17 protein-coding genes and 1 riboswitch are annotated in these 17,152 nt (G+C 38.0%); of the genes, 12 read left to right on the top strand and 5 right to left on the bottom strand.

Annotation, left to right across the window (positions count from 1 at the left end):
- Positions 1 to 13 precede the first annotated feature (13 nt).
- Together R2800_12265 and R2800_12260 are read left to right on the top strand one after the other, a co-directional pair.
- Positions 14 to 946: an NAD(P)-dependent oxidoreductase gene (locus tag R2800_12265; GenBank protein ID MEZ5017822.1), complete on the top strand. Its 933-nt coding sequence runs from the start codon at positions 14 to 16 to the stop codon at positions 944 to 946.
- The gene (locus R2800_12260; protein ID MEZ5017821.1) at positions 927 to 1,742 is read left to right on the top strand and encodes a methyltransferase domain-containing protein; all 816 of its coding nucleotides are present in this window, start codon (positions 927 to 929) and stop codon (positions 1,740 to 1,742) included. Before R2800_12265 ends, R2800_12260 begins: the two co-directional genes overlap by 20 nt.
- On the opposite strand, the gene corA is transcribed toward R2800_12260, so the two are convergent.
- Positions 1,739 to 2,851, bottom strand: a complete 1,113-nt coding sequence (corA, locus tag R2800_12255) for a magnesium/cobalt transporter CorA (protein MEZ5017820.1) — start codon at positions 2,849 to 2,851, stop codon at positions 1,739 to 1,741. The genes R2800_12260 and corA overlap by 4 nt on opposite strands.
- Positions 2,852 to 2,951: 100 nt before the next feature.
- Here corA and R2800_12250 point away from each other — a divergent pair, with 100 nt between their 5' ends.
- From R2800_12250 to R2800_12235, 4 genes are all read left to right on the top strand, one after another.
- A complete protein-coding gene (locus R2800_12250; GenBank protein ID MEZ5017819.1) occupies positions 2,952 to 3,605 on the top strand; it encodes a peptidylprolyl isomerase in 654 nt (217 codons plus the stop codon).
- Between the two features lie 77 nt (positions 3,606 to 3,682).
- The gene (locus tag R2800_12245; protein MEZ5017818.1) at positions 3,683 to 6,082 is read left to right on the top strand and encodes a DUF2339 domain-containing protein; all 2,400 of its coding nucleotides are present in this window, start codon (positions 3,683 to 3,685) and stop codon (positions 6,080 to 6,082) included.
- On the top strand, positions 6,063 to 6,833 hold the full coding sequence (locus R2800_12240; protein ID MEZ5017817.1) for a TIGR02757 family protein: 771 nt from the start codon (positions 6,063 to 6,065) through the stop codon (positions 6,831 to 6,833). The genes R2800_12245 and R2800_12240 overlap by 20 nt, the downstream gene beginning before the upstream one ends.
- A 58-nt stretch (positions 6,834 to 6,891) precedes the next feature.
- Positions 6,892 to 7,818: a hypothetical protein gene (locus R2800_12235; protein MEZ5017816.1), complete on the top strand. Its 927-nt coding sequence runs from the start codon at positions 6,892 to 6,894 to the stop codon at positions 7,816 to 7,818.
- A gap of 61 nt (positions 7,819 to 7,879) precedes the next feature.
- Here the strand turns inward: R2800_12235 and R2800_12230 are convergent, their stop codons facing one another.
- Both R2800_12230 and R2800_12225 read right to left on the bottom strand, forming a co-directional pair.
- Positions 7,880 to 9,133: a homoserine dehydrogenase gene (locus tag R2800_12230; GenBank protein MEZ5017815.1), complete on the bottom strand. Its 1,254-nt coding sequence runs from the start codon at positions 9,131 to 9,133 to the stop codon at positions 7,880 to 7,882.
- 49 nt (positions 9,134 to 9,182) lie between these two features.
- On the bottom strand, positions 9,183 to 10,358 hold the full coding sequence (locus R2800_12225; GenBank protein ID MEZ5017814.1) for a PLP-dependent aspartate aminotransferase family protein: 1,176 nt from the start codon (positions 10,356 to 10,358) through the stop codon (positions 9,183 to 9,185).
- A 181-nt stretch (positions 10,359 to 10,539) separates the two neighbouring features.
- A riboswitch (SAM riboswitch) is annotated at positions 10,540 to 10,649 on the bottom strand.
- A 133-nt stretch (positions 10,650 to 10,782) separates the two neighbouring features.
- On the opposite strand from R2800_12225, the gene R2800_12220 reads away from it, so the two are divergent.
- From R2800_12220 to R2800_12210, 3 genes are read left to right on the top strand one after another with little or no spacing between them, the layout of a single operon-like run.
- A complete protein-coding gene (locus R2800_12220; GenBank protein ID MEZ5017813.1) occupies positions 10,783 to 11,547 on the top strand; it encodes a UDP-2,3-diacylglucosamine diphosphatase in 765 nt (254 codons plus the stop codon).
- Positions 11,540 to 12,055, top strand: a complete 516-nt coding sequence (locus tag R2800_12215; protein MEZ5017812.1) for a histidine phosphatase family protein — start codon at positions 11,540 to 11,542, stop codon at positions 12,053 to 12,055. Before R2800_12220 ends, R2800_12215 begins: the two co-directional genes overlap by 8 nt.
- A complete protein-coding gene (locus tag R2800_12210; protein ID MEZ5017811.1) occupies positions 12,052 to 13,521 on the top strand; it encodes an RNase adapter RapZ in 1,470 nt (489 codons plus the stop codon). The genes R2800_12215 and R2800_12210 overlap by 4 nt, the downstream gene beginning before the upstream one ends.
- A 45-nt stretch (positions 13,522 to 13,566) precedes the next feature.
- On the opposite strand, the gene clpP is transcribed toward R2800_12210, so the two are convergent.
- Positions 13,567 to 14,277 (bottom strand): ATP-dependent Clp endopeptidase proteolytic subunit ClpP, encoded by a 711-nt coding sequence (clpP, locus tag R2800_12205; GenBank protein MEZ5017810.1) that lies wholly within the window; start codon positions 14,275 to 14,277, stop codon positions 13,567 to 13,569.
- Between the two features lie 159 nt (positions 14,278 to 14,436).
- Here clpP and R2800_12200 point away from each other — a divergent pair, with 159 nt between their 5' ends.
- The 3 genes from R2800_12200 to R2800_12190 all read left to right on the top strand — a co-directional run bounded on the left by R2800_12200 (position 14,437) and on the right by R2800_12190 (position 16,533).
- A complete protein-coding gene (locus R2800_12200) occupies positions 14,437 to 14,826 on the top strand; it encodes a hypothetical protein (protein MEZ5017809.1) in 390 nt (129 codons plus the stop codon).
- Between the two features lie 55 nt (positions 14,827 to 14,881).
- Positions 14,882 to 15,388, top strand: a complete 507-nt coding sequence (locus tag R2800_12195; GenBank protein ID MEZ5017808.1) for a hypothetical protein — start codon at positions 14,882 to 14,884, stop codon at positions 15,386 to 15,388.
- A 173-nt stretch (positions 15,389 to 15,561) separates the two neighbouring features.
- Positions 15,562 to 16,533: a GSCFA domain-containing protein gene (locus tag R2800_12190; GenBank protein MEZ5017807.1), complete on the top strand. Its 972-nt coding sequence runs from the start codon at positions 15,562 to 15,564 to the stop codon at positions 16,531 to 16,533.
- Between the two features lie 3 nt (positions 16,534 to 16,536).
- Here R2800_12190 and R2800_12185 read toward each other — a convergent pair whose 3' ends face one another.
- Positions 16,537 to 16,953 (bottom strand): polymer-forming cytoskeletal protein, encoded by a 417-nt coding sequence (locus R2800_12185; protein ID MEZ5017806.1) that lies wholly within the window; start codon positions 16,951 to 16,953, stop codon positions 16,537 to 16,539.
- Between the last annotated feature and the right edge of the window lie 199 nt (positions 16,954 to 17,152).

Below are 17,152 nucleotides of genomic sequence, written 5' to 3'. Positions count from 1 at the left end.
TTAATTTTACTGTATGCGAATACTCCTTATTGGGGCAACGGGTTTTATAGGTAGTGCATTATTAGACTTTCTTGCATTGAAGCAAGAGGTGCAAATAGATGCATTGCTACATAAAAGCATACCTCAAAAAAAACTAGACGGAGTTAGATACAAAACACTCAGCTATACTCATATCGACCTTTCTTTTTTACAAGAGGGTAATTACGACTATATATTTCATCTTGGTAGAATATCCGTTAAAAAGTCTGGAAATATCGGTCGCTGGTATGCCGGAAAAAAAGGTAGAAAAGCGAACGAGAACTTGTTACAAAACATTGATAAGCTTCCTAAAAAGCCAAAACTCATTTACCTCTCGGGGTCTTTAATGTATGGGGATCATCAAAAAAAACTAATGGATGAAGACACCCCACTATCTCCTACAGGCTTTGCAAAATATTACTACAAAGCAGAACAACCATTTTTAGACGCTATAAAAAATGGTGCTGAAAATATAATACTATTGAGAGCTCCTTGGGTGCTTGGGTTAGGGTCTTGGTTCGATCAGATATACCTCAACCATATTGACAAGAATGGATCGGCACCTATATATGGAGACAAAGACAGAGCCATGTCTATTATCTCTTTAGAAGACTGTGCCGGTATGCTATGGCACTATGCACAAAATGCTGAAAAAGGCGGTGTATTTAATATCTATACTTATCAAAAAGTACTGCTAAAAGACTTTGTAAACCTTACAGCCAAAGCCGCTGGAGTGAACAAAGTAGAACACTACCCTAAGTATACACTCAAAAAAATGGCAGACAAAACCACAATAAGGTCTATATTATGTGAGATACTGCTAGACACAAAACATAAAGACATATTTAACGCCTATACTCCACTCTATCAAGATCTAGAAGATTATATTATTTATACCATCAAGAAATATGACGCAAGAAAACACTGATAAATACTATAATAAAGTAGGTGAATACTTTGACCTGTTTGCCGATAAGTACTACGACAGGAGTATACAAAACCCTGTGCTTTCTGCCATGCGCCATTCATTTCGCAACCATGTCACTATCCAAAATCCCAAATACATTTTAGACATAGGGTGCGGCCCCGGTGAAGACGTGATCTACTTTGCTGAAAAATATCCTTATGCTACCGTTTATGGCATAGACGTTTCTGCGAAAATGATCGACTGTGCTCAAGAAATAGTAGCTAGTAAAGGATTAAAAAACATTAAACTCATCAACACAGGCATTGAAAATATATCTGCTCATATCGGTAGCGATATTCAATTCGATATCATCTATGTTTTTTTTGGCGCACTCAACACGGTTTCTTCTTTGCACAATGCCGCACAGGTGATCAATAACCTCTTGGCACCTAAAGGGCAGGTAGTACTCACTTTTGTCAATAAGTATTACCTATCTGAGTTTTTTGTCAATATGCTGAAAGGACGGATAAAAAAAGCTACAGCTCGTTGGGGCAAGGAATGGCAGGGCTATTCTCCCGAAGCGGCAATTTCCAGTAAGACATACACTCCTTCACAAATAAAAAAGGTCTTTGCCCATATGAAGTTTTTAAGGAAAGAAGGCTACTCTATATTTTATCCCGCTTGGTACCAAGCTAATAAAATAGCCAACCGCCCATCTATAGGGAATATGCTATACAAAATGGATAAAATGGCTAATAAAACTCCGTTGTGGAGTAACGGCGAGTACACTCTTTTTGTCTACGAAAAAGTGGATTAGAACCAACCTCTCCGTTTAAAATAGATCAACATTAGTAAAGGGATCGCCAACATCAATATCACTGTGATATAAAAGCCATCTTTTTGATGAGATAGAGGTATTACATCAAAGTTCATCCCGAAGATACCACCTATAAGTGTGGCGGGTGCCATGAGTGTAGCCAACAATGTGAACACCTTCATCACTTCATTCATCCTCAGGTTGATTTGGCTCATTGCCAGATCTTGAAGGTTCATGACCATATCTCTATGGTTCTCTATATATTCTGTTGCTTGCGTACTGTGGTCTAGTACGTCCTTGTAGTATTTCTCGTGTTCTTCTTCCAGTAGGTCGCTATCACTTTTTATAAATGCATGCACCAGTTCTTTTACTGGACTTACCGAACGTCTCAACACCATTACCTCTCTACGTAGTATACTTATCTTGGCCAGCGAAGCCTGCTCTCTTTGCTGTAATAGTAAGGTGTCTTCCAGTATTTCTATTCTCTCATTTATTTTTTCCAACACACCAAAATAGCTGTCTACTATTATGTCTATAAGTGCATAGCATAAATAATCTGCCGTTCCTTTTCTTATTCTCGACCCTTCTCTTCTTATCCTTTCTCTTATGGGGTTAAATACATCTCTTGCCGGGTCTTCCTGAAAAGAGATAACAAAGTTCTGTCCCAATACAATACTCACTTGCTCTGTCTCCACAGCATTATTAGTAGCATTATAATATATCATGGGCAAAAGGCAGAAGATCACATTCTCAGAATCATCCATTTTTGCACGCTGCCCTACGCTTAGTATATCTTCTATTAATAGGTGGTGTATCTCATAGTGCTTACAAAGGCGTTCTATTTGCTCTTTCTCCAATCCGTCAACATTTATCCATGTTATCTTACCGCTGTTGAAATAATCGTGGCACTCTGTTTCTTTTATTCCTTTTCGTTCCTCAACACTATGCTCATCAAAATCGAAAACTGAGTAGACAGGCTCATCAACATGTATTCTTTTGTCTGGCAAGTGCGAAGGGTTGAACGCAGTAATAGGTTTACGTTTGGTATAGTTCCACGACCATTCCGGTAGTAGTTTGGTAAGCCCTCTTGCATGTATCTTTCTTGCCATCAACTTCTGGTTATTAGTTATCAGCTAATTTAGTTTTTTGTATTTACATATTTTGGGGATATAGCAGGATATTAATAACTTTCCTACCAACTTTTACAAAATGAAGAAAATACTACTTACCGTACTGTGCCTTATAGCACTAACCCCAGTTTTTGCCGATGATAAAATTGTGATCTATACCGATATGGGCAAAATAGAGCTTGTATTGTTTGACAACACACCGCAACACAGCAAGAACATGCTAAAGCTGGTAAAGAAGAAGTTTTATGATGGCACACTTTTTCACAGAGTGATACCGCAATTTATGATACAAGGTGGCGACCCGGAATCTAAAACAGCTAAGAAAGGCACAACATTAGGCAACGGTGATGTTGGCTATCGTGTACCTGCCGAAATAAATGACGTGAACTATCATAGATACGGCGCACTGGCTATGGCTAGAGACAACAATCCAGAAAAAGCATCTTCGGGCTGTCAATTTTATATTGTAGTGGGTAAAAAATTCGATGCAAATCAACTAGACCAGATGGCATCGAGAACAGGAAGAAAATACACTGAAGCACAGAAAAAAGTATATGCAACAGAAGGTGGCACTCCTCACCTTGATGGCAACTATACTGTATTCGGACAAGTGACCAAAGGCATGGACGTAGTAGAAAAGATAATAGACGCTACAAGAGATGAAAGAGATAGACCTTATGAAGACATTAAGATGAACAAAGTACGCGTGAAGAAATTTTTGGGTTTGTTTTAACTTAAAACAACCTACTATTATACTGTGAATGAGGCTATTAATAGCCTCATTTTTCATTAAGGACTATTATATCTACTTTGAGTAACACATATAGCCGCAGTATGATGACCAACAATGAACATATAAGCCGACTATCAGAAAAGCTGGATGCTTTACTAAAAAAACAGAACAGTTTTACTGCTGAAATAAATGAACTACGCCAAGAAATAAATGCATTAAAAAATGCGGATGTACCATCATTAGAAAAAGCAGACAACCCTGATCCTACACCTAAGGCTATTGAGCCAACTATCAATACCCCTGCTGCTGTAACATCAAAAACTCCTATTCAAAATACACCTCCGCAGAACTATACCCATACGTCTAAAAAGTCGAACTTGGAGAAGTTCATTGGTGAAAACCTTATCAGTAAAATAGGGATCATCATTACCATTATAGGGGTAAGTATAGGGGTCAAATATTCTATCGACCATCAATTAATAAGCCCTGCTACAAGAATTATATTAGGCTACTTGGCTGGTATTACCCTTACTCTCATAGGGCTTAAGCTAAGAGCGAAATACAAAAACTATAGTGCTGTTTTAGTTAGTGGCGCTATGGCTATCATGTACTTTATCACTTTTGCAGCATACAACTACTACGCGCTTATGCCACAAATAGCAGCCTTCCTGCTAATGGTAGTCATTACTATTGCCACTGTAGGTGCTGCTATAAAATATAATAACCAGATCATTGCCCATATAGGATTGGTAGGCGCCTATGCTATTCCATTTTTACTAAGCGATGGCTCAGGAAAAGTACAGATACTTTTCTCCTACATGGCTATTATCAATATGGGTATTCTATTCATTGCCTTTAAAAAATATTGGAAGTCGCTTTCTTATTTCTCGTTTGGACTTACTTGGTTGATATACGGCTCTTGGGCTGTCTTCAAATATTCGGTAGAAGAGCATTTTAGTTTAGCACTATTGTTCTCCATTATCTTCTTTGCTATATTTTGTATCTCTTTCTTAGCCTATAAATTATTACGCGACAAAATTTTTGAAAAAGCAGACATTGCCCTAATACTCATCAACTCCTTTGTTTTTTATGGCATTGGTTATTCCCTACTTGATGGGCATGATATTGGAGCACATTACCTAGGACTCTATACCCTTTGCAATGCCTTTATACACTTCTGTATCAGTATCGTAATTTATAAACGCAAGCTTGCGGACAAAAACTTGTTTTACTTATTAGCAGGATTATCTCTGCTCTTCATCACCATTGCTATACCGGTGCAGCTAGACGGGGAATGGGTAACACTAGCATGGGCATTTCAGGCGGCTTTACTTTTTGGTATCGGCAGAGTTAGAAGTACAGCCATGTACGAGTCTTACGCCTACCCAGTGATGGCATTGGCATTTTTAAGTTTGCTGCAAGACTGGTCTGTAGTGTATGTAGACTATAGGTTTGACGGAACACGCGAAGTATTCCGCTTACTATTAAACGCACATTTTCTTAATTCACTATTGGTAATTATACTCTTCTCAGTTATAAACGTCATCAATCATAAAAAGAAGCCCCCTGAACAACTTGACCGAAACAAAGACTTAATGCAGTTTATCAATATGGCTATTCCTGCTGTACTTATTGCTGTTATTTACGGAGCCTTCTTTTTAGAAATAAGAAACTATTGGGATCAGATATATGTGAGCTCTACTATAGAACACGAAACTAAAGGGATGTTTAGAAATCATAATCTAAAACAGTTTAGTACTGTATGGTTGATCAATTATTCTTTGGTTTTTGTTGCTCTACTTTCCATCCTCAACATCAAAAAAATTAAGAGCACAGTACTCAGTTATGCAAGCCTTGTGATGAGTAGTTTGGTAATCTTTGCATTCTTGACTTTTGGGTTGTATTTGTTGAGTGAACTACGTGAAGACTATTTGCAACAAAGACTTGCTCAGTACTATGCCAAAAACAGTTTTTATATAAGTATCCGTTATGTCTCTTACACCTTGGTGGCTGTAGTGCTAGCTGTAATGTACAGGCAAATACGATTCAGTTTCATGGCTAAAAGTCTGAAACAAATTGCTCCCATATTTGAACTCTTTTTCAGCATTACACTACTGTGGATAGTCAGTAGCGAGCTACTGAACATTATGGATATTATGCAAAAACAAAGTTCTTACAAACTGGCACTAAGCATACTATGGGGTGTCTACTCCATGCTACTTATATCCTACGGTATTTGGCAAAAGAAAAAGCAATTGCGTATAGCCGCTATTGTATTGTTTGCCTTTACTTTATTAAAACTATTCTTCTACGATATTGCTCATTTAGATACCATTTCAAAAACTATTGTCTTTGTATCTCTTGGTGTTTTACTTTTGATTATCTCTTTCTTGTACAATAAGTATAAGCACATCATTACAGAGGAAGATGTTGAACCAAAAGAAGCGCTAAAGAACAATGACGAAAGCACAACTTAAAAAGCTATTAGAGGACAAAGTAAAACTATACAACCAGCCTTCTTTTATTAATGGCGACCCTATTGTTGTGCCACGTCGGTTTAGCAAATTGCAAGACATAGAAATAGCAGGGCTTTTTGCTGCCGTACTCGCTTGGGGCAACCGCACTACCATTATCAACAACTGCAACAAACTAATAGGATGGATGGACAATGCACCACACGACTTTATCCTACATCACAAGGAAACCGACTTGAAAAAGTTCTTGCCTTTTGTGCATCGCACTTTCAATGCTACCGACCTTTTATATTTTATTTATTTCTTACAATACCATTATCAGCAGCACCCTAGTTTAGAAGATGCTTTTGTACCTGATAAAAAATACAATGATGATAATGTGGAAAGGGCGCTCATTCATTTTCACAATTATTTCTTCTCCATTGAGCACCCTGACCGCACAAAAAAACACATAGCCACACCGCAAAGAAGATCCGCTTGTAAACGCATCAATATGTACCTCCGCTGGATGGTACGAAAAGACAAACAAGGTGTGGACTTTGGACTTTGGCAAAAGATAAGCCCACACCAGTTAGTTTGCCCATTAGATGTTCATGTAGCACGAGTAGCATGCAGACTAGAGCTTATAGACAACACTAAATCGAACTGGCAAAATGCTACAGCACTTACTGAAAAGCTAAAGGAGTTAAACCCCAAAGACCCTGCTAAATATGACTATGCGTTATTTGGATTAGGTATGGCGGAACGTCTTTAAACCCTTTTTACATTCTTAAGATTTAGCACAACTGTATTCACTATATTTGATTTTTCTTATGAAATATTTAGTCCGTTATACTCAGCATTTACTTTTATTGACATTTCTTTTTAATAGCATTTTTTGTTTTGCTCAAAGTAACAAGCATGTTATAGTTCCAGGTACAAAATGCAGTATTATACCGCCTAGTGGCTTTCAATTAGTAAATAATTTTAGTGGCTTTTTTAATCAAAAAACAGGCGCTTCTATTATGGTAAACAAAATGCCTACTGCACCATACAGAACAGTTGCCAACGGATTCACAAAAGAGGCCTTGGCTAGTGAAGGAATGACACTTATTAGTAAAGAAAGAGTTCATTTTAATAATGCAGAGGCAACCTTTGCTAAAATAAAGCAGTCTGCAAATAATACTACTTATCATAAATTAATGCTGTTATTTTCTATTAGTAATGGTGTTATAATGATTAATGGGATTTATCCTGAAGGATCTGAAAATGAACAAAAAATAAAAGAAGCTATTTTTTCAACTATTTATAATGAAAAACAAAATGACGACCCTCTTGATGCTGTACCATTTAAAATTGATATAAGCGGGACCGACTTAAAATACACTGAATATATGTCTGGTTCATTGCTATATTCTGTTGAAGGAAAAATGCCCACAACATCTCCTGCTTTAATAGTAGGAAGTTCTTTCGCTAAAGTTTCTACTAACAAAAGGGAATATTCCATTAAGCGGTTGAAAAAGCTACCTAGAGGTGAATCTAATGTCATCAAAAGTATTAACGAAATAAAAATAGATGGCATTTCCGGGTATGAAATTGAAGCTAACGGAATATCTAAAGACGGAGAAGAAAACTTAGTTTATCTGGTACTGCTTTATAATAGTGATAATTATTACATACTTCTTGGTACTGCAAATGAAGCGTTTGAAAACAACTTAAAGCAATTTAAAAAAGCTGTAAAAACCTTTAAAAGAAAGTAACTAATACAGAGCCATAGTATAAACAGAATAGATGCTTAACATGACTCTGTATGTTATATATCTATACCAAATGTAATTGCTTTATCGGTGCCTTCTTATATTTTGGCAGCTCCAATAATATTGGCTCTGGCAGCAATATCAAGGAAACTCCCTTTGCTTTCCACCAGTTACTTTCTTGCAATTCTTTGAACGCAATAATACCTGACACACAACAACGCTCTTCCGTAATACTCCACTCTTCTATAAGTGCAAACCTATCTTGTGGTATATCAAAAGCCGATTCAAAACTGGCGTATACTTTCAGGTAGAGCTCATTAGTTAATGCAGGCACTTGTGCTCTATTGTATTTTTTATACTCGTAGGTATAGTTGTAACGCAGTGCAGATATATCGCTCAACGCTGCCGATGCTGTTGGAAAGCTACCTGCTCCTTTACCGTAAAAGAACTGTGCATCTGCCAAACCGCTTTCTATCACCACGCCGTTATACTCATTACGCACTCCTTCTAACAGCTCTCCTTTCTTTACAAACTGCGGTAGCACAAATGCTGTTGCTTGCTCTTCTGTTATCTTTTTGGCCTTAGCTACTAGTTTTATTTCATAGCCTTTCTCTTGTGCATACACTGCATCAGCAGCATTAATATTTTGTATACCTGTGTGCACTACGTCTTGCGGAGCTGTGATAATACCATAAGCATGCACTAATATAATAGACAGTTTGTTGACGGCATCAATACCCTCTACATCCAACGCAGGGTTGCTCTCTGCAAAGCCTGCTGCTTGTGCATTTTTCAATGCCGTTTCATAGCTTAGGTTTTCTTCAAATATTTTACTGAGTATATAGTTGGTAGAGCCATTTACAATTCCGCTAATGCCTTGTAGCAGATCGTTATCATAATACTCTTCTAAGTTTCTTAGCACTGGTATACTCGCACAACATGCCGCCTCGTATAGTAGTGGTGTATTGTATTCTTTTTGCAAAGCCAATAGTTCAGGCAGGTGTTCAGCAATCATTTTTTTGTTGGCACTCACTACTGCCTTACCTGCTTTCAATGCTTTCTTTGTAATGGCAAATGCCGCTTCTGCATCGTCGATCAATTCTACTATTACGTTGATGCTATTATCCGACAATACTATTTCAGGATAGGTAGTGAATAATTCTTTAGGGGCATTACGTTTTTTCTCCGGGTGTTTGATACACACCTTCTTAATGTTGGCATTAAGTGACGTAGTTTGGTTCAGTACTTTATATAAACCTTCTCCCACTACTCCGAAACCAAATAACCCAATAGTCAATTCTTTTTGTTGTATAGACATGTTGTAAAATTTTAAAGTTGTATAAACAGTATGCTTGTTAATAATCCATTCATTGAAAGGCTACGATGTTATCTTGCACAATAGTCAATGAGCTTAGTGCTTGTGCAATATCTTGCTTTAGGTCTTCCACATCTTCCAGTCCTACACTCAGGCGGATGAGACTATCAGCTACTCCTGCTGCTCTTCTCTTTTCGTCTGGTGTAGATTTGTGCGTCATGGTTGCGGGGTGGCAAAGCAAGCTCTTCACACCACCTAGGCTTTCTGCTAGTTTAAAGTACTTAGTACTGCATACCACTTTCTTAGCCGCTATGTCTGTATCATTCTTTAGTGTGAAGGAAACAATACCACCAAAGGCTGCTTGTTGTTTTTTAGCAATGTCGTGGTTCACATGCGTTGTCAATCCCGGGTAGTACACTTTGTCCACCTGCGGTAGTTGTTGTAAAAACTGAGCAATCTCTAGCGCATTTTTACTGTGTGCTTGTACGCGAAGGTTTAGCGTTTCTATACCACGGATGACTAGCCAGCTATCGTGTGGAGAAAGGATAGTACCGCAAGCATTTTGTATGAATTTGATCTGCTCACCTAGCTCTTGTGTTTTACACACAACTAAGCCTGCTATCAGATCGCTATGCCCGCCCAAGTATTTTGTCGCACTATGTATGATGATGTCTGCACCCAATTTTATTGGTTGTTGCAAAGCGGGTGATGCAAAGGTATTGTCTACACATAGTAGTACTCCTTTTTGCTGCGCTACTTTTGCTATAGCTTCTATATCGCTAATTTTTAGTGTGGGGTTAGTAGGCGTTTCTAGCCATATCAGTTTGGTGGCAGGTGTTATAGCTTCTACTACATTTAACACATCAGTAGTGTCTACATAGTTTACATTGATACCAAACTTCTTGTAGATGTGTGTGAATTGACGAAAAGCACCACCGTAGATATCATCAACGGCTAGTATTTCATCTCCTGTCTCCAGCAGCTTCACTACAGCATCTATTGCCGCAAGACCACTGGCAAATGCATAACCTGAATGTCCGCCTTCCAACTTAGCGATAATGCTCTCTAGCGTGCCACGTGTGGGGTTGTTGCTACGAGCATAGTCATAGCCTTTGTTTACACCTGGTGCTTCCTGTACAAAGGTGGAGGTTTGGTAAATGGGTACGGAAATAGCTCCTGTCAATTCATCTACGGGAATACTGTGGATTAGTTCTGTTGCATTACTCATTGTTCCTAATAGTTTTAAAATGTGATCAAATAATTGTTCCGCACAATTATCTATCAGGAACTTACCGAAAGAGCTATTTCAACACATGATGTACATGCATAAAAAAAGCTCTTCCGATAAATCAGAAGAGCTTCGAGTTATGTACACAACACAAGGTTGATGTGATAAAACTATTGCAACTGACTTATCTGCCTCGCCGTAGCGAGATGGAAGTAGCACCTTTACAAACTTGCGCTTGTATGGTTGCTAAGGCTTCATCGGGCCATATCCCTCTGCCTTTCTTGATAAGAAAACTGTTAAAGAACTGGCGCAAAGATATAGTTGCCCTTTTCATTTTTCCAAATAAAATTTTGGAAACATAGTTTTACTCCTACTCCTTCCTTTAGGTTATTTCTGCTAACTTGCGCTCTATTAGCGGTTATCAATGAATTTACCTCAAGGCAAAAAAATATATTTCGCTTCCGATTTTCATTTCGGTATCCCCAACAAGCAGAGCAGTTTGGAAAGAGAACGCAGACTGTGCAGATGGTTGGATAAGATAAGTGTGGATGCAGAACAATTATTTCTTGTAGGTGATCTATTTGATGCATGGTTTGAATACGGCAAAGTAGTACCCAAAGGCTACACTCGATTTCTCGGAAAGCTGGCAGAACTAAGCGATGCTGGCTTGCATATAGAAGCATTTACGGGCAACCATGATCTTTGGATGCGCGATTATTTTCAGGAAGAGTTTAGCATACCAGTACATCATGAACCAATAGAGAGAACCTTCAATGGTAAGAAGTTTTTCATAGGGCATGGTGATGGACTAGGGCCTGGCGACCATGGTTATAAACTTCTAAAAAAAGTATTACGAAACCCCTTCTGTCAGTGGCTGTATAGAAGAATACACCCTGATACGGGCGTACGCATGGCAGAGTGGTTTAGCCAACTAGGCCCTAAGCATGTGGATGGAGAGGAAGATAGCTTTCAAGGACCTGATAAAGAATACTTGGTTCAGTTCTGTAACGACAAGCTTAAGGAAGAGCACATCGATTATTTCATTTTTGGTCATCGCCATTTGGCCATCAACTACCCACTACCTAATAATAGCTTATACATCAATCTAGGCGATTGGATAAAGTTTGATAGCTATGCTGTATTTGACGGCACAGAGCTACAGCTAAAATATTACAAAGAAGATGAGTGAGGGTGAGCATATAAAGAGAGTAGTGATTGTAAGACATGCAAAATCTAGCTGGGCCAATGCGGGGCTTGCCGATTTTGACCGACCGCTAAACGATAGAGGCAACCACGATGCACCCATGATAGGTAAACGCCTAAAAGCATTGGGAGTGCAGCCAGAACTCATTATCAGCAGCACAGCAAAAAGAGCAAGGCAAACCGCTAAAAAGATCAGCTCAGAGCTTGGCTACAAAAAAGAAGACATTTTATTACTAGACAAATTGTATCATTGCCACCCAGATACTTTTGAAGAAGTGATCTATGGCATTGAAGATAGCGTTAAAACCGTTATTATCGTAGCACACAATCCCGGTATTACACTCTTTGTCAATAGTTTATCATACCAATTCAGCTCAGCCAACATACCCACATGCGGTGTGGTAGTAGCAGAGTTTACTGCAAAAAACTGGAATGAATTTAATAGAGTAGAAAAACAAGTAGTTATATTTGAATACCCCAAAAAACAATCATGAGCCCAAGTATTGACTCATCACAGAATATTGATATTCTGGCTGATTTATTTGAAACACATTTTGAAGAAAAACCGGATAGTATCGTTTCCTTACCTATTTCCGGTTCTGACAGGAGATACTACAGACTAAAGGCTGGCGACAAAGCAGCAATAGGTACATTTAATGATAATGTGGCTGAAAATAACAGCTTCTTCTATTTTGCCGAGCTACTAAGAAAGCATGGTGTAAACGTTCCTGAAATATATGCTATAGGCAAGGAAAGAAGATTCTATTTACAACAAGACCTTGGCGATACTTCTTTGTTCGATCTATTAGCGAAGGAAGGACATACCGACGAGGTAAAAGAATACTATAAGAAGTCTGTCGAGCAGTTGGTAAAGGCGCAGTGGATGGCAGGCAGAGAGTGTAATTTCGACCAATGCTTTTCTTCTAAAAGCTTTGATGAAAAAGCCATCATGAGCGACTTGATGTATTTCAAGTACTACTTTGCCGACCTTCAAAAAATACCTTACGACCGCAACCTCCTCATGGAGGAAATGGAGCAGCTAAGCCGTGAGCTAGGCAGAATTCAACCACAAACATTAATGTATCGCGATTTTCAGAGTCGCAATATTATGATACATAATGGTGAGGTATATTTCATCGATTTCCAAGGGGCTATGCAAGGTCCTCCACAATATGATTTAGCATCTCTTTTCTGGCAGGCAAAAGCAAAACTACCTGACAACTGGAAGGAAGAGTTGATGAATAAATATGTGGCTGCGATGGATGAAATAAAGATCGCACGCGTTGAAGAAATTCATTTTAGAAAAGGCTACTTACAGTTTGTACTGTTACGTATGCTACAAGTATTAGGTGCTTATGGCTTCAAAGGGTTATTAGAACATAAGCCACATTTCATTAGTAGCATTAGCCCTGCTCTGGCCAATCTGCAAAACTACCTTTCAGACAACCCGCATGTGCCTGCTTATCAAGAGCTACGCGCCTTGCTGGAAGCCGTTTGTAGTGATGAGATCCAAGAGCATTACAGACAACCTGAAAAATCAGACTCTATTAAACTTAAAGTGCAAATAACCAGTTTCTCTTATAAGAAGAATGGCATGCCTAAAGATGAGAGCGAACATGGTGGCGGCTATGTGTTTGACTGTAGAGGTATTAAAAACCCAGGGCGTTACAAACCTTATAAGCACATGTCTGGTCTTGATGCTGCGATACAAAACTTCTTAGACAGAGAAAGCCGTATGCCAGACTTTATGAGCCATGTATATGGTCTTGTGTCTGTAAATGTGGAAGACTATATTTCTCGCGACTTTGATTATTTGTCTATCAACTTTGGTTGTACCGGCGGTCAGCATAGATCGGTATATGCCGCTGAGCAGCTGGCAGCCTATTTAAAAGGCAAATACAATATTCCCATTACCCTCACACACTCCAATAAAAACAATTGGGTAACAGAACCCGAATAACATAAAAAAGCCTCGCAAATTGCGAGGCTTTAATTTTATAACTCTTTATTTTTTATCGTCTTGCTCTTCTGCTTTTCTAGGGTTGCGCTCTAGCACCTCATCTATCATACCATAGTCTTTCGCTTCCTGTGCTGTCATCCAGTAGTCACGGTCGCTATCCTTTTCTACCTTAGCTAGTTTTTGTCCCGAATGGTGTGCAATGATCTCATAAAGCTCTTTTTTCAACTTGCCTATCTCACGTGCTGTAATTTCAATATCACTTGCTTGTCCTTCTGCACCACCTAGCGGTTGGTGGATCATGATACGGCTATGCTTCAACGCAGTACGTTTACCTTTAGTACCTGCACACATCAATACAGCTGCCATAGAAGCGCCAATACCTGTACATATGGTTGATACATCAGGGTTGATGATCTGCATCGTATCGTACATACCTAAACCTGCATACACACTACCACCCGGGCTGTTGATATACATCTGTACATCGCGGTTACGGTCGGTACTTTCTAAGAATAGCAACTGTGCCGTAACGATATTAGCCACATAGTCATTAATAGGCTCTCCCAAGAAAATGATCCTATCCATCATCAAACGAGAGAACACATCCATAGAAGCTACGTTTAATGGACGCTCTTCAATAATATATGGTGTCAACGCGTTTGGTCCCTTTGTTAATGCAGAAGTATAACTATCAAAGGTCAGGCTACTAATACCGTGATGTTTGATAGCATATTTTCTAAATTCATTTGGATTCATAAAATCGTATTTTTAACTAGATCAGTATTTATTTTGTTTGAATTGAGTAGAACAATTATCAATCCATACTCAATATAATGTCATTACGGCATTTATCATGCAAAAGCTGGCATAAATAAAGGTCACATTCATTTTTATTACAATATCAAAGCACCTAATATGGCAAAACTAACCCAAAATGAACTACTAGAGATTTTCAATGCGCTAAAAAAGGAAATAAAACCCTACCAAAAAGGCAATATAAAACCACGCATAGATATAGAAGGGAAATATGACCTATGGGTAGAAAAAGACGTAATGGTGATGGGCAAGCCCAAGAGTGAAATATATCTCTGCGGACTCATCATCCAGAGCAACTATGTGGGCTTTTACTTCTTTCCCGTATACGTAGAGCCAAGTATGAAGGCCGACCTTGCACCCGACTTAGTAAAGTCTTTAAAAGGGAAATCCTGTTTCCACATCAAGAAAATAGATGATACTGTACTGGAAGAGGTACGCCATGCTATGAATGTAGGGATGGAGTTTTATAAAGAGAATGGGTGGTATTGATATGAACACTAACAAGTGTGAATGGTAGAAAAAGAAGCACTAAATAATAATCTTTATGGAGAAACAAATTAAAAAGATAATCATTCCTTCAAAATTATCAATACACAGTGCTATAGCAGATTTAGCTTTGGGCTTTGTGCTGATTTATTTAAGCTATCTTCTCTTTAACGTTTATTGTATACTTGGCTTTTTAATGTTTATTGTTGTGATCAGAACTTCAATATATCAAATGATTGACCTTTGGTTTACTAAAACAATTATTATTGAAGGAGATGAGCTTTTTATTTGTTGTTGGGGTATAAAATTTAAGCTTAGTAGAGAAGATTCTTTTTTGAAAATTGATAATATAGTGAAGTTTTCAAGCTTAAACGTAAGGTACCCATCATTGAATATATATAGAAACCCAACTTCCTTTTTGCATAAAGTATTTAAAAATAAAATAAAGTTAAATGTAACTATAAAAAAAGACATCAAAGAAACAGAAGAAGAAGCAAGAAGAATTTCAAACATGTTTGGTATACCGTTTAAAGACACTTATAAATATGATGAGCATGCATGGTAGTCTCCGCCTTTGTTGGTGTTCCTCATCAATAAAGAATCATTAATCATTGTTAAAATAACGTATATTTGTAATAGTAAATTATAACTATAATTCAATGTCAAAATGTTACAAATAGGAAAAAAGAGTTGAAATGCTGTAACAAAACGTAACATTTCGTAACATTATACTAGTCCATGTTTTATATAGAGCTACATATCGAACCATTAGCACAAAAAATCAAGCATACAGATAAAATCATGCTGATGGGTTCTTGTTTTGCTGAAAATATATCTGCAAAGCTAGCTGAGCATAAATTCGATATCTGCACTAATCCGCATGGCATACTATTCAACCCACTCAGCGTAGCTGATAGCATTAATAGCTATATAGAACAAAAGCAATATACAGAAGACGACCTCTTCTACCTCAACGAACTGTGGAACAGTTGGGAGCATCATTCCCGCTTTTCGCATATTGATAAGGATGCTGCGCTATCGCAGATCAACCAATCGCAGGAGCAAGCGCACAGGTTCATCTCTTCAGCTGATTATTTGATCATTAGCCTTGGTACTGCCTATCAGTATTATAGAAAGGATAGCGGCATGCCTGTGTCTAACAATCATAAAGCACCATCACAAGAGTTTGAGAAAGTGCTACTGCCTATTGAGGAAATTACCAATAGCTTGTCAGACACTATAGAGGCCTTGGAAAACACCAATCCTAACCTACAGATTCTTTTTACAGTAAGCCCTGTTAGACATATTAGAGATGGCGTTGTAGAGAATAATAGAAGCAAGGCGAGACTACTGGAAGCAGTGCATGATATATGTGGCCGCTATGAGCAAGTTCATTATTTCCCTGCTTATGAGCTATTGATCGATGTATTGAGAGATTATCGTTTTTATGATACAGATCTAGTTCATCCCAATAAACAGGCTGTGAGTTATATATGGGAGCGTTTTATGAATAGTTGTATGGAGGACACTACATTGACTTACATAAAGGAAATAGCGGAACTCAATAGTGCCTATCAACACCGCCCAAGATTTGAGCAAACTGAAGGGCATCAACAATTCTTAGCCGTCTATGCAAAAAAACTAAGGGTACTTCGTGAAAAGTACCCTCATATAAATTGGAGTGAAGAAGAACAATACTTCTCCCTTTAATGTTTAAGATTGAAGAGCAGCTACTTCTTCTGTTGTTTTAGACGTTTTTAAAACCTCTTGGTCTGATGTCATCTTACATTGACCATTAAATACAGCATTTGGTTCTATTTGTAGTCTTTGTGTTACCAAATTGCCATTTATAGTGCTGTTTTGCTTCAAGCACGATAGATCTTTAGTAGTAATGTTTCCATTCACAGTACCAAATACATCTACATTTTCAGCATGTAGATCTCCCTGTACTATAGCAGTTGGTCCAAGCACTACCTTAGCCTTACAATATACATTACCCACAATATTGCCATCTATTCTCATGTCAGAATCAGACTCAATATCGCCATTAACAGTTGTACCTTCTGCTACTGTACTAATAGATCCGGCAGCATGGCTGCTAGAACGAGCATTATTAGTATTCTTTTTCATAAACATATTAAATAGGTTTTTTCACGACCTTAAAATATTTGCAGTGCAAAGCTATATTGTTCTTAATATAAAACTCCTAACTGCATTGAAAAGCATGTTATTATATCATGATGATGAAGGTGTAGCTACCAAGATAATACATAAGAATACTATTTCATAATCTTTGAAATGAGAATATATCAAATATCTAACCTATTGC

The sequence above is a fragment of the Flavipsychrobacter sp. genome, from assembly GCA_041392855.1.
Classification (GTDB): domain Bacteria; phylum Bacteroidota; class Bacteroidia; order Chitinophagales; family Chitinophagaceae; genus UBA5543.
This window is presented reverse-complemented; position numbering and strand designations above follow the sequence as displayed.

Coding starts and splice junctions, on each gene's coding strand:
- R2800_12220 (MEZ5017813.1), top strand. CDS start 10,783: ATGAATTTACCTCAAGGCAAAAAAATATATTTCGCTTCCGATTTTCAT.
- R2800_12250 (MEZ5017819.1), top strand. CDS start 2,952: ATGAAGAAAATACTACTTACCGTACTGTGCCTTATAGCACTAACCCCA.
- R2800_12195 (MEZ5017808.1), top strand. CDS start 14,882: ATGGAGAAACAAATTAAAAAGATAATCATTCCTTCAAAATTATCAATA.
- R2800_12225 (MEZ5017814.1), bottom strand. CDS start 10,358: ATGAGTAATGCAACAGAACTAATCCACAGTATTCCCGTAGATGAATTG.
- R2800_12210 (MEZ5017811.1), top strand. CDS start 12,052: ATGAGCCCAAGTATTGACTCATCACAGAATATTGATATTCTGGCTGAT.
- R2800_12235 (MEZ5017816.1), top strand. CDS start 6,892: ATGAAATATTTAGTCCGTTATACTCAGCATTTACTTTTATTGACATTT.
- corA (MEZ5017820.1), bottom strand. CDS start 2,851: ATGGCAAGAAAGATACATGCAAGAGGGCTTACCAAACTACTACCGGAA.
- R2800_12230 (MEZ5017815.1), bottom strand. CDS start 9,133: ATGTCTATACAACAAAAAGAATTGACTATTGGGTTATTTGGTTTCGGA.
- R2800_12240 (MEZ5017817.1), top strand. CDS start 6,063: ATGACGAAAGCACAACTTAAAAAGCTATTAGAGGACAAAGTAAAACTA.
- R2800_12185 (MEZ5017806.1), bottom strand. CDS start 16,953: ATGAAAAAGAATACTAATAATGCTCGTTCTAGCAGCCATGCTGCCGGA.
- R2800_12260 (MEZ5017821.1), top strand. CDS start 927: ATGACGCAAGAAAACACTGATAAATACTATAATAAAGTAGGTGAATAC.
- R2800_12265 (MEZ5017822.1), top strand. CDS start 14: ATGCGAATACTCCTTATTGGGGCAACGGGTTTTATAGGTAGTGCATTA.
- R2800_12190 (MEZ5017807.1), top strand. CDS start 15,562: ATGTTTTATATAGAGCTACATATCGAACCATTAGCACAAAAAATCAAG.
- R2800_12215 (MEZ5017812.1), top strand. CDS start 11,540: ATGAGTGAGGGTGAGCATATAAAGAGAGTAGTGATTGTAAGACATGCA.
- clpP (MEZ5017810.1), bottom strand. CDS start 14,277: ATGAATCCAAATGAATTTAGAAAATATGCTATCAAACATCACGGTATT.
- R2800_12200 (MEZ5017809.1), top strand. CDS start 14,437: ATGGCAAAACTAACCCAAAATGAACTACTAGAGATTTTCAATGCGCTA.